Source organism: Mesorhizobium sp. STM 4661, from assembly GCF_000359125.1.
Lineage (GTDB): Bacteria > Pseudomonadota > Alphaproteobacteria > Rhizobiales > Rhizobiaceae > Mesorhizobium.
On sequence record NZ_CAAF010000073.1, the window covers coordinates 276,567 to 289,055 of the forward strand.

A 12,489-nucleotide genomic window follows, 5' to 3' on the forward strand; every position below is an offset into this window, starting at 1 on the left:
GCCGGCCCATTTGCGAACCGACGAGCCCTCCACCCCGCAAAGCCCCCTACAAAATCCTTGCAATTGCGATGCCAAGCGATGTGACCCATTTCGGGTCAGCGTTGTCTGTCGGCGCTTAATTCGATCGGATGTTTCGCATCGAATTTGCATCAGCCCATGTACACAGGCCGGCGCCCCCCGCCAGAGATCGCCGGCCAGGCCCTGCGGCTGTCGCAATAACCTTGCCTAGCCGCAGGGCATGCAGTGACCGATATGCTCATCCACGAAACCGTTCAGTGAACCACTTAATATTGCCATCGATCTTTATCGGCTTGTGCACCATCAACCGATTTGGCAGATGTTCGGGATGGACCTCAGCAGCGTGATCTTGATCTGTGGCTTCGAGCGGCTGCAATCGAACTTGAGCTTCATCAGATCAACGCGGCCGCCGTACACCGTCGTCAGATCGGCTGCAGCAAATGGCGCCGCAGGCACCCTTCACCTTAGGACTGACAAAGGCGTATTTTTTCTTCGGTGCGTGCGAACAGGCTACTAGCGAATGCGCTCTCTTCATCTCCCCATTCGGCAGTGGCGGCCATTAAAGGCACCATCTGCAAGTTTGCTTCATCTCCTGTCGAGCGACCCTCCTTGAGTTCGGCAATCTCGTCGTCACGCCTCGCAATGCGGCTTTCAAGATTGGCGATACGTTCTGCCAGGAAGTAGCGGCCGGCGCCAGAGTCCCCCGCGCCGGAAAGCTGGGACTACGCGACCCCGCGCCGGCCCCAGGCTGCCATCACGACCGGCGCTAGCATGCTCAGACGGGGGTTATCGCACAGCGCCATCGCCTCGTCGATCTCGGACGCGGTCATGCGCCCTGCGGCAATCATCGACTCGCGCAGCTGGGCCAATGTGAGCCGCCAGATGCGACCACCGGCTTCGCCCCCGCACCACATCGTCGTCCGGCCCTCGCACCCGACCTCCGCGAGCCCGGCGTCGGCGAGGTCACCCGCGACGCGGCGGCCATAGAACGGGTTGAAGCGGTGCTGCGCAGCGAGCACCGCGTTATGCTCGTGCAGGACGCGTTCGAACAACGCGGCTGCCTCGGCCTCCATCCGGGGATCGGCCACCGCCGACACGAAGTCGATCTCTTCGGCGACGATCCAGCCGCCCGGCCTGAGAGCGCCGATCAGCCGCGGCAGCACGGAGCGGGGATCGCCCAGCCATCCCAGGACCAGCCGCAGATGGACGAGGTCGAACTCATCCTTGGGCAGTTCGTCGGTGAGCAGGTCGTGGACGCGAACCTCAAGCTCCGGGTGCGCCAGTTCGCGCAGGACCGTCGTGTCGAGGTCGGTTGCAAGCACCGACCCCTCGGGACCGACGCGGTGGCACAGCCACGCGGCGATCGAGCCGCCGCCCGCACCCACCTCCGCGCAACGCCAGCCCGGCCCCACCCCTCGCGCTTCTAGGCAGCGGATGGTGCCCGGGTCGAACAGCGTCTCAAGGGTCCTCAGACGCTCGCCCTGGGCATCGAGCGCATTCTTGAACGCGTACGTCTGGTCGTCCGTCGTCATCACCGGGCCTCCAGCCGAGCGTATCGCATCGAGCCCAATGCGTCGACTCGTGCAAGCTCACAGCGGCCGGCGAAGCAACGCAAACGCTTTTCATTTCGGGGAGGTCGTGATTGCGCCCCGATATTCAAAAATATACACGTCGCCAGTTTCATCGCTCGCGGACGTAACCGCGACCTCATCAAAATTGCCGTTGCTTGTTGCGTCGTAATCGTTAGCGGCAAGGCCGAATGTAGCGGTCTGGATCAAAATCGCTTTCGCTCGGTCTAGCGCGGCGGGATCACCATCTGTGCCATCGCCGTTCGCCATATCCACGGTGACACACTCGCCACCCTCGCCGCAAAAGATGACGCGGAGGACCTGTTGCCCGTCCAGTGCAGTAGCTTTGGCCACTTCAGTTCGAACGATCTGCATTTGAGCCTCCCAGATGTGTCCCCTCAATGCCGGGATGGCTGTTCGGTTCCTGCGCGAGCACGTTCGAATCTACGGCCGCGAGCGATTGGCCCTGGTCCGGAGCGATACACTGGAATCCTCATCGACATGTGGGTTGTTGCAAGGCTCTACGTCTGCCGCGCTTTTTGCTCAATTGAACCTTTGATTTAATCGGAACCTCCCGGGCTGACACCCGTTTCAGTTTCTCTGAAACAATGGAGGTTACGGACCATGGATTGGAACCGCGTCGAAGGAAACTGGAAGCAGGTCAAAGGCAAGGTCAAGGAACAGTGGGGTAAGCTCACTGACGACGATCTCGATCGGATCGCGGGAAAGCGCGACCAGCTCGAAGGCAAGATCCAGGAACGCTACGGTATCGAGAAGGATCGCGTCCGGAAGGATGTCGATGATTGGTATGGTCAGCAGGGCTGGTAGCGATCGCCTTTAATCAAAAGTATAGGGGGCGCTGTCATAAGGCAGCGCCCCCTTTTTGTGGCAGCGATAGCGGGGCCGGCGTCTGCACCTTCTGGCGTTCAGTGGCGGGCCTGATTGCCGAGACCGCTCCCGTATCGTGATGTGACGCAGTGGTGAGGGGCTGACGGTGGGGCAAACCAATCGGCCTGGCCTGCGCTGGGCTTTTCCTCCGCGGTGTGGCCGACCACCGCCTCCCGGACCGAATATCGTGGAAGAGAATTTCCGAACGCCTCCTACCGGTCGAGGATCGCGCGAACCTTCTCCGCCAATTCGTCGATGGTGTAGGGCTTGCTTAGGAGCTCTGTCCCAAAGTCCAGAGTTCCGTTGTGGACAAAGGCGTTGCGCGTGTAGCCGGTAGTATAGAGAATTTTGAGGTCAGGATGTGTCGCCTTGACCTTGTCCACCAGTTCACGTCCCGACATCTCCGGCATCACGACATCCGTAAACAGGAGCGACGGCACTTGCCCTTTTTGGACTGCGTCCAGCGCTTCTCGCGGACCGGGCATCTCAAGGACCGAATAGCCCAACTCGCGCAGCGCCTCGGCTGCCATCAGACGGACACGTTCCTCGTCCTCGACAACCATAATGACTTCATCCGCGCGGCCCGGATGCTCCTCTGTCGGTCTCGAGACAGTTTCCTCCGCCACCCCGTCATACGAGCGCGGCAGGTAAATTTTCAAAGTAGTTCCGTGGCCTGGTTCTGAGTAGATTTTCACGCTACCGCCTGATTGCCGCACGAAGCCATAGACTTGGCTGAGTCCCAGGCCCGTCCCCTTGCCAACGCCCTTGGTGGTGAAAAACGGATCGAATGCTTTGGCCCTGACATCCTCCGACATTCCGGTCCCGGTGTCGGTGACGGCAATAAGCACATATTGGCCGGAGGCGATTGCGTTTTCTCTCGCATATCGGTCATCGATATGAGCGTTAGACGTCTCGATGGTCAACTTTCCGCCCGCAGGCATCGCATCACGGGCATTGACCGACAGGTTTAGGAGAGCGTTTTCAAGCTGCGCAGAATCGACCTTCACCTGCCACAGGCCTGCGGCGAGCACAGTCTCAACCTCAATGGTTTCGCCAAGCGTCCGGCTCAGCAATTCGCTCATGCCGCCAACCAAACGGTTTGGATTGAGGCGTTTCGGCGCTAGCGGTTGCTGACGCGCAAAAGCCAGAAGCCGCTTGGTAAGTTCCGCCGCACGTTGCGCGCCCTCTATCGCCCCCTCAACAAAACTCTGGACGTTCGTATCACCCTTTCTGAGCTTGCGTTGCACAAGGTTAAGGCCACCGATGATAACCGCAAGCATGTTGTTGAAGTCGTGCGCTATCCCACCGGTGAGTTGGCCGACAGCTTCCATCTTCTGTGCTTGCCGAAGATGCTCTTCCGCTCTGGCACGCTCGGCAACAGCCTCAAGCACGCGTTGCTCGAGCGTGGCGTTGAGGGTCTGCAGCGCCTTGAACAATCGGGAATTGTCTATTGCAGTCGCGGCATGTCCTGCAAGTCCGAGTAGCGCGGACTCGTGTTCGGCTCCGAAAACGCCGGTTTCGGCATGCCCGAAGAATAGCCCACCAAGCACTTCGCCTGAGCGCGATGCGACAGGCACCGCCAGATAAGAGCGTACTGGAAGATGACCCTTCGGCATTCCCTTGTTTGGTGAGTTCCTGCCATAGCGGGGGTCTTGCAGGATGTCGTCGGAGCGAACCACGCCGCTTCCAATAAAAGTGGGTGCGAAGACGGCGGTATTGCGGGGCATCGGGTAGTTCTCGAAGGCCGAGCGGGACGCGCCTGACAAAGCGTAGAGCATGTAGCTGCCGCCCTGATCGTCGATCACGTTATAAAAGAACGCCCCGAATTGGGCTCCCGACAATTCCACGCCGGCGTCCGTGACTGTCTGCACGATTCGTTCCAGATCGAGCTCCGCCGCCACCGCGGCTGCTGTGGCGTTCATGATCTGGAGATGGCGCTGCGCCCGCTTTCGCGAGGTTATATTGATAACGGTACCGATGAAGCGGACCGCTCTTCCGTCTTCAAAGAATGCGTCGCCCGTGGCTGCGATCCACCGCTCTTTTCCGTCGCGCAGGCCGATGGTGCGATACTCGATGTCATACCGCGAAGTTGCTCCGGGCGTGAGCGCTCGCCGCACCGCCTCGTCCGCCCGATCTCGATCTTCGGGATGCAAACCCGCCAAAAATGCGTCCTCATAGGTGACCTCAGCGTCGGGTGGTAGCCCGAACAGAGCCTTGCACCTGTCGTCCCATCGGAGATCCCTCCTCACGGGGTCATAGTCCCATGTACCGATGGCGGCCGCGTCTGTCGCCAGCCGCAGACGCTCCTCGCTAGCCCTGGCCGCCTGCTCGGAGCGCACCCGCTCTATGTGGGCCCAGCAGCGTTCTGTCACCTCAGTCAACAAGGCCAGTTCGCGTTGCGACCACAAACGAGGTTGCTTGTCGTGGATCGCCATCAAAGCGGTCAGCCGACCCTGCTTGACCAGCGGCATGCTGATGGTTGCCGCGATACCAATATCCTGGAACGTCTTTGCTTCGTCGGGCGCCAGTTCCGCGAGGTTATCGTTGATTACAAGCGGCCGGCCGGCGCTCAGGTTGGCTACAGCCAGACGCCCGAAATCCGCCAAGCTGTAGTAGCCGACGATACTGGGCGAACCCGGGGCACTCCAGTCGCCGCGGATGTTGAAATGGTCCTGATCCGACTCCATGTCTGCGTAGGCGCAGATGGAGACACAAAGGTGTTCTCCGAGCAGGCGGGTTGTGACTTGCATGACGGCGTCGGCGTCGGTCGCATCAGCGGTTTCCTTGCCGAGCAAATCGAGAAAGGTCAGTCGCTCGGCGCTGTCGCGCAGGCCCCGCTCGGCACGCAACCGCTCGGTCGCGGTGCGCATGCGGTTCGCAACTTCGGAAATCAGTTCGATTTCCTTGGGTGTCCACTGCCGAGGCTCAGCGTGATTCAGATAGAGCAACGCAACTAGGCCGCCATGCTCTGTCACCGGCATGTTGATCACGGATTGAGCGCTGATCGCCTTCAATGCGTCGGCATGGTCTTTCGTGCGTATATCAATTTCCGCATCGTCGAAAACGACCGTCTCGCCACGTTTCAGGTCTTCGATATATGAGCCGTAATCCCGAAAGTGAAGAATTCCCGCCAAGCTCTTTATGCCCGGCGCGTTCCAATCCCTTTCGATGGTAATCGTCTCGCGCTCGAGATCAATCGTACCGTAGCCGGCGCGGCTGACGTTGAATTGTCGGCCAAGCAACTCTGCGGCTGCATAAGCCAGTTCACCGGGGTCGTTAATTTCTCGAATGCAATCGCCCAGCACCGCCAGAAGCTCGGAGCGCTGTAGGCTTGCCTCGATATCGTGGTCGACTTTGACCCCCATCATAGCCCCGGTTGATGCAACGCCTTTAATGCGTCTTGCCCTTCAAAGGTTCCATCGTGAGTTGCTGACAGCCCGGCCGGACCGGGCCACTGCAAGGATTTCCTCAAGCACTGACGTCAAGCAGCCGCTGGAACTCAACATTGGCTCCGGTCGTTCGATAGATCGAAACTGATGGAGCCCGCGCCATGCCTCAACACTTTGCAATGCCGCCAAATCCAATGCTTGAGCAGCCGGCAACCGAGGATCTGCTCCCCACTGTTCAACACAGGAAAGAAGAAGTAACGCCACAAAACGCTGGCCACGCGGCCGCGTCACAACAGGCGTTACAGCCACAGCTAACTGATCAAACTCGCGGTGTTGGCCGTTGATTGCGGTCAACGGTGATGGGGTCTTGGACTTGTTCGTCGTCACCTCGTGCGGTGTTGCATTGTCGCTGGAACCATCGGCGGTCGAAACGGTTGAGGCTGGTGACGGCGGAGCATGAGCTTCCCTCAAGCAAATGCTGAGCGCCCCCCGCCCTTTTCCGCCGTCACACCCTCACCACCGCGTCGGCCAGAAATCTCAATCGTTCCGAATCATTCCGACTTGCCCTTCCAGGGGCATTAGGATGGACGACGAATGGCAAGGAGCAGCTCTTTCCACGACCGCAAGCGATGCTCTCCCGAAAGCAGCGAGATCGCCGGGTCGACATGTGGACGATTGAGGCACTGGCCATGCGCCTAGGAAGATGCGGCGATGCGACGCAAGTCCTTCTCAACCGGCTCAGAGAAAACTGCGATCAAAGAAGCCAGGCGAAAGCTCAGGCAGGTACGGTGAGTGCTCACGCAATCAGCGGGCCATGATGTCGCCGTCCTATATAACGTGGCCCGGCTGCGCTCCGGCGTCCGATTCCAGCAAGAATAGGAACCTTGGCAACACCGCGGCGTTTGGCTGTCTCACAGGAGCCACGATATGCACGACAATCACGAATTCGAAGGACAGTTCTGGAAGTCAATCCGGTCAGATATGACGGCCATGGTCGGGGTTCCCGGCGTTGATCCTCGGCCCATGACAGCGCAGTTCGACGGTGATCGGAAGGTCATTTACTTCTTCACCGCCAAGGATACCGAACTTGCAGAAAACGCCTCAAGCGTCAAAGCAGCGACCCTTGTTTACGCGGCGAAAGGCCATGACCTTTTCGCGACTGTCCACGGTACTCTACAGACCGACAATGACCGCGCCACAATCGATCGACTGTGGAATCGCTTTGTCGCGGCCTGGTTTGAGCAAGGGAAGGACGATCCCAAACTCTGTCTGCTGCGGTTCGATCCGACCCAGGCCGAGATCTGGAAAGATGCTTCCAGCGTCGTGGCCGGAATAAAGATGTTCCTCGGCATGGGGGATCCCAAGGAAGACTTCAAGGACAGCGTGGCAAAGGTGAGACTGACGTAGCGGGCGGTCGACCAAGTTACCGCCGACGCCAAATGGGACAAGACCTTACTAGACGACGAGATTCTGGCCTCGACCACGCTAACTCTCTTCCAAGCCGGCATCGTCAACGAAACGAACTTGCTCTCACATGTTCGCTGGCGCCGCCACGACTTCACGAAGCGGATCGGTTAGCCCGAGATCGGCGCACAATGCATATTCAGCAAGTCGTGAATTGACCTGCGTTCTTGGAACCAGCATGCTGCGCTGCACAAATCATGGAAAATCAGATGGCGTTACGGATCAAGTTGCCGAAAGGCACCCTGAAGGTGAAGACCTATCGAGAACTGCGGACTCGCGAACGCGAACGGCGCGTCCCGGTTGTGAAGATCGGATCGATGTACGTGATTTGGTGGTCGAACAAACAAACGTCTTCGGAGGATCGGCAGCAGGATCGTTGAGGGAATACCTCTGAGAACAACTGCAATACGCGAGGGAGCGCCGCATCCTGTGCAGCGGATGCCGTAGAGCTGACAACGAGTAGAGGCCTCGTGTCGGACAGGATCGGTGATCGCGATTTGGGGGGACGGCAAGTAGGAACAGTGACGGCTACACTGCTTCGCCGATCGAGAGGCGGCGGCGGCCTTCCTTGACGGGGTCATATTCGATCCGAGGCGAGACCGGGAGAATGGGCGCGCACGCCGTCCAGCGCCGGCCAGGGTAACTATGAGAGCATTCTGGAGCTGCGGCCGCTGAGCGTGGCCGAGATCCTGCGCAATTGAGTCATGCGCGTTCGGCGCGCACCGTCTCGGCAGCGAGCGAGCCTGTTGGCAGGGGTCGCAAAAGCTCGGCCTCTGGCTTCGTCAGATTGATCCAAGCCGTCCAGTTCTCAGGCTGAAGCACCACGACCTGCCGGCGCGACATCCGGTCCGGGATCGGTCGTCAGCATAGTGAAGGTAGGCGGCTTGTTGCCGACACCTTCTCGCCAAAGCCCCGCTATGACCATGAACGGAGAGCCGTTCAGAGTGAATCGATGTTTCGCTTTGGGGTACTTAGTGCCGGTAAATTCGAAGAACGCCGACGCGGGAACGAGACAGCGCTTGCTGTTGCCGAACTGGCGGCCCTCGGAGCGGAAGTTGAAGACAGGTCCGCCTTTTGGTCCGGACGGCGGAAAACCGAAGGTCATCGAGGCCAGTTCGATGGTGTCGCCGGCGGCGCGCATGATGGGCGCGGGGTCGTTGATGCGAATGTCATCCGCCTTGGGTAGATCGAGCTCGGTCTGGTGGGCGGGGATCTTGAGTGCCAGCGACTCCATCATCCGGCAATATTCGGCCCAGGCGATATGCTGCTCGTAGTCATTGCACATGAAAGGCTCCGGATCTGTGATCTCCGACAGACCCATGGCATATCTTGACGAGGACCAGGAGGAAACACATATCGATCGCGGGCGAAGGCCGCTGGTGGCTTGCGCCTATTCAGAAACAGGACAATTCGTTCGACTTGGAGGATCTGATGAACGATCGGATGTTCGATAGCCCCGTTTTCGTGAAGGACGGAACCAGTCTCATCCAAGAGATTGCTTGCCTCGAAGACGCGCTGGAATTTCTCTACGAGTGGCCCAGGAACCGCCGCGGGCCTATTTACGATACGGCTCTTCGTGCCTGCCAAAGAGCGTTCGACGGTGACTACCCGTTGTCCGCGGCAAGGCAGGCATTCGCCGGCTTCGCAAAGGCTGCTAGAATCCTTGAGGAAGTCGCGACTCCACTGCCCTGGATGGCCGTTAAGTCCGGTCACAGCGGTGGCTTGGCCACCTAACCGCTTCAAATGGGAGGTCATGATGCTTTCGAAGCCGTTCGAAAAGCCGATCCGGGTATGGGTCGGCCTTGGTTTTCCCCGTCAACTGAACACCGTCATCGACGCCTACCAGTTTGCGCAGGAATGGTGCGGAAACAGTCCTGAACAAAGGGCTGCCGTTCGTGCTTGCAAGGCCGCGCTGACCGGTGACGTTGACGCCGAAACCGCGCGTGGGGTGTTTGTCGCCTTTGCCCGGAAAAAGGATATCCTGATGGAGGATATCGCGATGCCGGTCATGACGGCTGGACCGCGTGCACACCACGCTTGAGGCCCATATAGGGCGGCAGTGGTCACGCTGCCGCCCAGCGCTACTCCGGCAGCCCCGGGGTAAAATGGATGATAGCATCGAGGATTGTCCGGTAGAGACTGTCGACGTCCTCGTCGATTTCGTCGCGCTTGATCCCGACCGATTTGGCGTCAGCAATCAGTTTGTGCGTCAGCTCGTCGATCGAAACCACATCAGCTTTCGCCGTCTCGGGAACGTTGTTTTCAATCCACTTGTGCAGGAAGTTAATGCCGCGTTTGCTCATCGCACTTAAGCCGGCTGACGGCATTAGGTTCCGGCGGGCGGCTCGCTGACGCCGGTTTCGTCAAGCTCTGCCTCCAGCCGGTCACCCACGGGCTTGGCCTTACCAACACCTGCCACGGGCACGCGTCAAAGCCTCGGAGCCACGCGTCGGCGTATTCTTCCAAAACGGCGGAACTTCACGCTCCTTGCCGTCCTTTCGCGCCTGAACGCCATACATCCAAGTGTGACACGCTCCTGGTCACTCTTAGCCACCGCCATTTGCATTGCCCTCCCCGTAAATGGCGCAATGACCTATGGGCGCGCCAGACGTCACCTAAACGGATCCCGCTCAACCAGGATGTCCGCTTCAATCGCGGCGTTGATGAACGCGGCCCGGGCAAAACGCGCTTCCTTCAGCCCTTCAAGAGCGCCAAGACAGGCCTTTCCCGCCGCGATATGCTTCTTACCTGTTTTCGCCGGCCACCGATTTAGAAGGATGTCGGCGGCCTGGGCAACCCGTTCCACTGCTTAGACGGTGTTTCTCGACCTGCCGAGCGCTACCCGCACCGGCTCCTCGAAACGCTGGTCCTGCACGCAACCCTCCCGAACCCGAACGCAACTCAATTCGCACGGCTATATTAGGTTCCAGAAATGTACTCGACATAACTTCGTGGGAACAACTCTGGCGTTCCTAGCTTGATAGCGCAGGGGCTACGGGGAATGGGCAACGAACTGGCCGACCTTGATCGCAAAAAGGAAGTTCAGGCGAATGCGCTCGCCCGAGAGACTGGGATTACCGTTGACGAGGCGCTGATGCTCATCGAGCTGGTAGGACCCCATCGCGGAGCTATGCTGAGAGTGGCCAGGATAGTGCAGGCACAAAAGTCCGGTGGCAGCCCTGCGGCCAAGCAACTCGATCCAACTCCGGCAACCGATGCCAGTTAGGGCGGTTGGCCTATACCTGCTGCCGCCGGGAAACTTTAAGCTTGCATCTCTGTTTTCAGGGCAGGAGAAAACAACAATGCCCGACGACCCGGAGGTCAGGGAGCTTATCGCCAAGCACCCGGACAGTCCCGAAAATTAGGAAACGTCGCAATTGCCCGCCTGCACACGAGGCGATCATTTCACCCCCTGCGCAGGTCACGCTCGCTTGATCACGACGCCTGATTTGCCCCGGCAACTCTGTCGAACGTTCGCGGAGCAAGCGCGCTTTTCCCATCCAAAGGAGACGCCTATGGCAACCTACCAAGTCGAGGAGATGGTCGACGATCAAGTTGTCGCTCGAAGCGCCGTCACAGCCACTTCAGCAATCGCTGCCGTGGAGGGTGCCACGGGGCGCCGATAGCGCCCCGAACCTCCGAAGGGCATTGGTTTCGAGTGGTCGATGAAACAGCGTCCGCCGTGTTTGAATTCACGGTCGCCCATGAGGACTTTGCGGCCGGCTATCGCCGAGCGGCATAAAGAAAGAGCCCGCTGCCTCTTACTGGTGGCTCGTTCGTACTTGGCGTTCCTGCGGTCGCAGCCCGGTGGGCCCGCCTCTCTGGCAGGGAAGCGGGCCCGATCAAGGTTTGCCGTTCTTGACCAGCAGCGAGGGGTGCTGCCGCTATTGAAACCAATCGCTAAATATCAGGTTCCGCTAAAGCAGAAAAAAGCCCGTAAGCAACGACGGGCTCCCAAGCGACCGAAGAATGGGTTGGGTCTGTAGGTCGCCTATCGGTTGCCTGACGGGGGCTCCCGACGTCTCCCCAACATTGTCTCGCAGTTTTTGTTCCAGAGCGATCGATCAACAAAATGCAGCCAGCAATTTCTAGAGGCCAATCGGCAGCTCGACGCGGCATCTCTCGCGGGCGGTGATCCCGTTCAGAAATGTCGGGGTCGATCTCGTCAAGCTCGGTCGGTTCGAGGGCCAGTATTGGTGCCGACCCAGGTATGGCGGAGCACCTAAGTTGGCTTCCAAGCGTCCGTTTGCCGTGCAAGGTGCGGGCGATACTGAAAACTAGGTCCTTAACTGCCGGTTAGCGAATTGATTCGCCCGCTAGTATGCAAACATCGGTTTACTTCCGACCCTAAAAATCAATCACCCGCTTGGAACATGTGGCATGGTGGAATGTTCAATTCTAGGTCGATCTAAACGGGTGTCCCGTGCGAGAATACTATGTTGAACAGATGATCGGCGATGCGATCACCACGTGGCACGTGGTCAGGGCCGGAACGCCAGAGGAGGCAGCGCGCGACGCTACTGGCCGCAAAGTAAGAGTTCGCACTGCCGAGCATATCTGGGTCAGGGTGACCGACGAGGATCTGCGACGCGTATATGAGTTCTGTTTTGCCCAGGGCCAATAATGGCAGCCTTTACGCGATGCTGTGTAGGACGATAGGGAGGAATTCATGCGGCGGCTTTTGGCGGGCATTATCTTCGCTGGCGGCGCGGGGGCGGTCCATGCCGGCGAGATTGAGCATGGGGAATTCTATCCACTTTCACACTCGGAAGTGGAGACTATGGAGGCCGCCGTCCGACAGGTTTCGAAAGTTCCATCATCGGCCCAATTTTCCGGAGTGCAGGCTACACGCACCGATAAAGACTTGCTGAACGTCTGTGGCTTTGTGATCGGGGCAGAAGCCGGCTCAATTCCGTTTATCGGAGTCATGGAACCTGGTGGCCGCTTCATGTTGGTTCTCTTAGGCAAGGACGAAGCCACTCGAGTTACGGTCATCGATCTGTGCAAGCGCGGCGGAATTGACCTCTAAGATCAGAAATGCCGCTTTCGTCACTCAAGGCGCTGGTTTTATTATGACGGACTTGCGCGATCTCCGGGGCGCCCGGCGGCTTCTGCTTCAACCTTGGCCAACCTCGCCTTGATCTCTTTCGGGTCGGCGTGTT

The 12,489-nt window shown here is 59.1% G+C and carries 12 protein-coding genes and 1 pseudogene; 7 read left to right on the forward strand and 6 right to left on the reverse strand.

Annotated elements, in window-relative coordinates; translation table 11 throughout:
* Window positions 1–740: 740 nt before the first annotated feature.
* On the reverse strand, window positions 741–1,550 hold the full coding sequence (locus tag MESS4_RS25565; RefSeq protein WP_006337267.1) for a methyltransferase: 810 nt from the start codon (window positions 1,548–1,550) through the stop codon (window positions 741–743).
* A gap of 90 nt (window positions 1,551–1,640) precedes the next feature.
* On the reverse strand, window positions 1,641–1,961 hold the full coding sequence (locus tag MESS4_RS25570; protein WP_006337268.1) for a hypothetical protein: 321 nt from the start codon (window positions 1,959–1,961) through the stop codon (window positions 1,641–1,643).
* 249 nt (window positions 1,962–2,210) lie between these two features.
* On the opposite strand from MESS4_RS25570, the gene MESS4_RS25575 reads away from it, so the two are divergent.
* Window positions 2,211–2,414 (forward strand): CsbD family protein, encoded by a 204-nt coding sequence (locus MESS4_RS25575; RefSeq protein ID WP_006337269.1) that lies wholly within the window; start codon window positions 2,211–2,213, stop codon window positions 2,412–2,414.
* A 272-nt stretch (window positions 2,415–2,686) separates the two neighbouring features.
* Here MESS4_RS25575 and MESS4_RS25580 read toward each other — a convergent pair whose 3' ends face one another.
* A complete protein-coding gene (locus MESS4_RS25580; RefSeq protein WP_006337271.1) occupies window positions 2,687–5,839 on the reverse strand; it encodes a GAF domain-containing protein in 3,153 nt (1,050 codons plus the stop codon).
* Window positions 5,840–6,790: 951 nt separating this feature from the next.
* Here MESS4_RS25580 and MESS4_RS25585 point away from each other — a divergent pair.
* On the forward strand, window positions 6,791–7,270 hold the full coding sequence (locus MESS4_RS25585; protein WP_006337274.1) for a pyridoxamine 5'-phosphate oxidase family protein: 480 nt from the start codon (window positions 6,791–6,793) through the stop codon (window positions 7,268–7,270).
* A 266-nt stretch (window positions 7,271–7,536) separates the two neighbouring features.
* Window positions 7,537–7,707 (forward strand): hypothetical protein, encoded by a 171-nt coding sequence (locus tag MESS4_RS34120; protein ID WP_198292801.1) that lies wholly within the window; start codon window positions 7,537–7,539, stop codon window positions 7,705–7,707.
* Window positions 7,708–8,029: 322 nt separating this feature from the next.
* Here MESS4_RS34120 and MESS4_RS25595 read toward each other — a convergent pair.
* Window positions 8,030–8,612, reverse strand: a pseudogene (locus MESS4_RS25595) (SOS response-associated peptidase family protein).
* Between the two features lie 146 nt (window positions 8,613–8,758).
* Between MESS4_RS25595 and MESS4_RS25600 the strand changes: the two are divergent.
* Together MESS4_RS25600 and MESS4_RS25605 are read left to right on the forward strand one after the other, a co-directional pair.
* The gene (locus MESS4_RS25600; RefSeq protein WP_006337276.1) at window positions 8,759–9,061 is read left to right on the forward strand and encodes a DUF982 domain-containing protein; all 303 of its coding nucleotides are present in this window, start codon (window positions 8,759–8,761) and stop codon (window positions 9,059–9,061) included.
* Between the two features lie 22 nt (window positions 9,062–9,083).
* Window positions 9,084–9,368 (forward strand): DUF982 domain-containing protein, encoded by a 285-nt coding sequence (locus tag MESS4_RS25605; RefSeq protein ID WP_006337277.1) that lies wholly within the window; start codon window positions 9,084–9,086, stop codon window positions 9,366–9,368.
* 40 nt (window positions 9,369–9,408) lie between these two features.
* On the opposite strand, the gene MESS4_RS25610 is transcribed toward MESS4_RS25605, so the two are convergent.
* Complete coding sequence (locus MESS4_RS25610) at window positions 9,409–9,630, reverse strand: DUF768 domain-containing protein (RefSeq protein WP_006337278.1); 222 nt, start codon at window positions 9,628–9,630, stop codon at window positions 9,409–9,411.
* Between the two features lie 308 nt (window positions 9,631–9,938).
* Window positions 9,939–10,133, reverse strand: a complete 195-nt coding sequence (locus tag MESS4_RS25615) for a DUF982 domain-containing protein (protein WP_006337279.1) — start codon at window positions 10,131–10,133, stop codon at window positions 9,939–9,941.
* 195 nt (window positions 10,134–10,328) lie between these two features.
* On the opposite strand from MESS4_RS25615, the gene MESS4_RS25620 reads away from it, so the two are divergent.
* Together MESS4_RS25620 and MESS4_RS25630 are read left to right on the forward strand one after the other, a co-directional pair.
* Entirely contained in the window at window positions 10,329–10,553 is a 225-nt protein-coding gene (locus MESS4_RS25620) for a hypothetical protein (protein ID WP_006337281.1), read from the forward strand.
* 1,443 nt (window positions 10,554–11,996) lie between these two features.
* A complete protein-coding gene (locus MESS4_RS25630; protein ID WP_006337286.1) occupies window positions 11,997–12,356 on the forward strand; it encodes a hypothetical protein in 360 nt (119 codons plus the stop codon).
* Window positions 12,357–12,489 lie beyond the last annotated feature (133 nt).

Excerpts from the sequence above, each read along its gene's own strand:
- MESS4_RS25565 (WP_006337267.1), bottom strand. The coding sequence starts at position 1,550 with ATGACGACGGACGACCAGACGTACGCGTTCAAGAATGCGCTCGATGCC.
- MESS4_RS25570 (WP_006337268.1), bottom strand. The coding sequence starts at position 1,961 with ATGCAGATCGTTCGAACTGAAGTGGCCAAAGCTACTGCACTGGACGGG.
- MESS4_RS25575 (WP_006337269.1), top strand. The coding sequence starts at position 2,211 with ATGGATTGGAACCGCGTCGAAGGAAACTGGAAGCAGGTCAAAGGCAAG.
- MESS4_RS25580 (WP_006337271.1), bottom strand. The coding sequence starts at position 5,839 with ATGGGGGTCAAAGTCGACCACGATATCGAGGCAAGCCTACAGCGCTCC.
- MESS4_RS25585 (WP_006337274.1), top strand. The coding sequence starts at position 6,791 with ATGCACGACAATCACGAATTCGAAGGACAGTTCTGGAAGTCAATCCGG.
- MESS4_RS34120 (WP_198292801.1), top strand. The coding sequence starts at position 7,537 with ATGGCGTTACGGATCAAGTTGCCGAAAGGCACCCTGAAGGTGAAGACC.
- MESS4_RS25600 (WP_006337276.1), top strand. The coding sequence starts at position 8,759 with ATGAACGATCGGATGTTCGATAGCCCCGTTTTCGTGAAGGACGGAACC.
- MESS4_RS25605 (WP_006337277.1), top strand. The coding sequence starts at position 9,084 with ATGCTTTCGAAGCCGTTCGAAAAGCCGATCCGGGTATGGGTCGGCCTT.
- MESS4_RS25610 (WP_006337278.1), bottom strand. The coding sequence starts at position 9,630 with ATGAGCAAACGCGGCATTAACTTCCTGCACAAGTGGATTGAAAACAAC.
- MESS4_RS25620 (WP_006337281.1), top strand. The coding sequence starts at position 10,329 with ATGGGCAACGAACTGGCCGACCTTGATCGCAAAAAGGAAGTTCAGGCG.
- MESS4_RS25630 (WP_006337286.1), top strand. The coding sequence starts at position 11,997 with ATGCGGCGGCTTTTGGCGGGCATTATCTTCGCTGGCGGCGCGGGGGCG.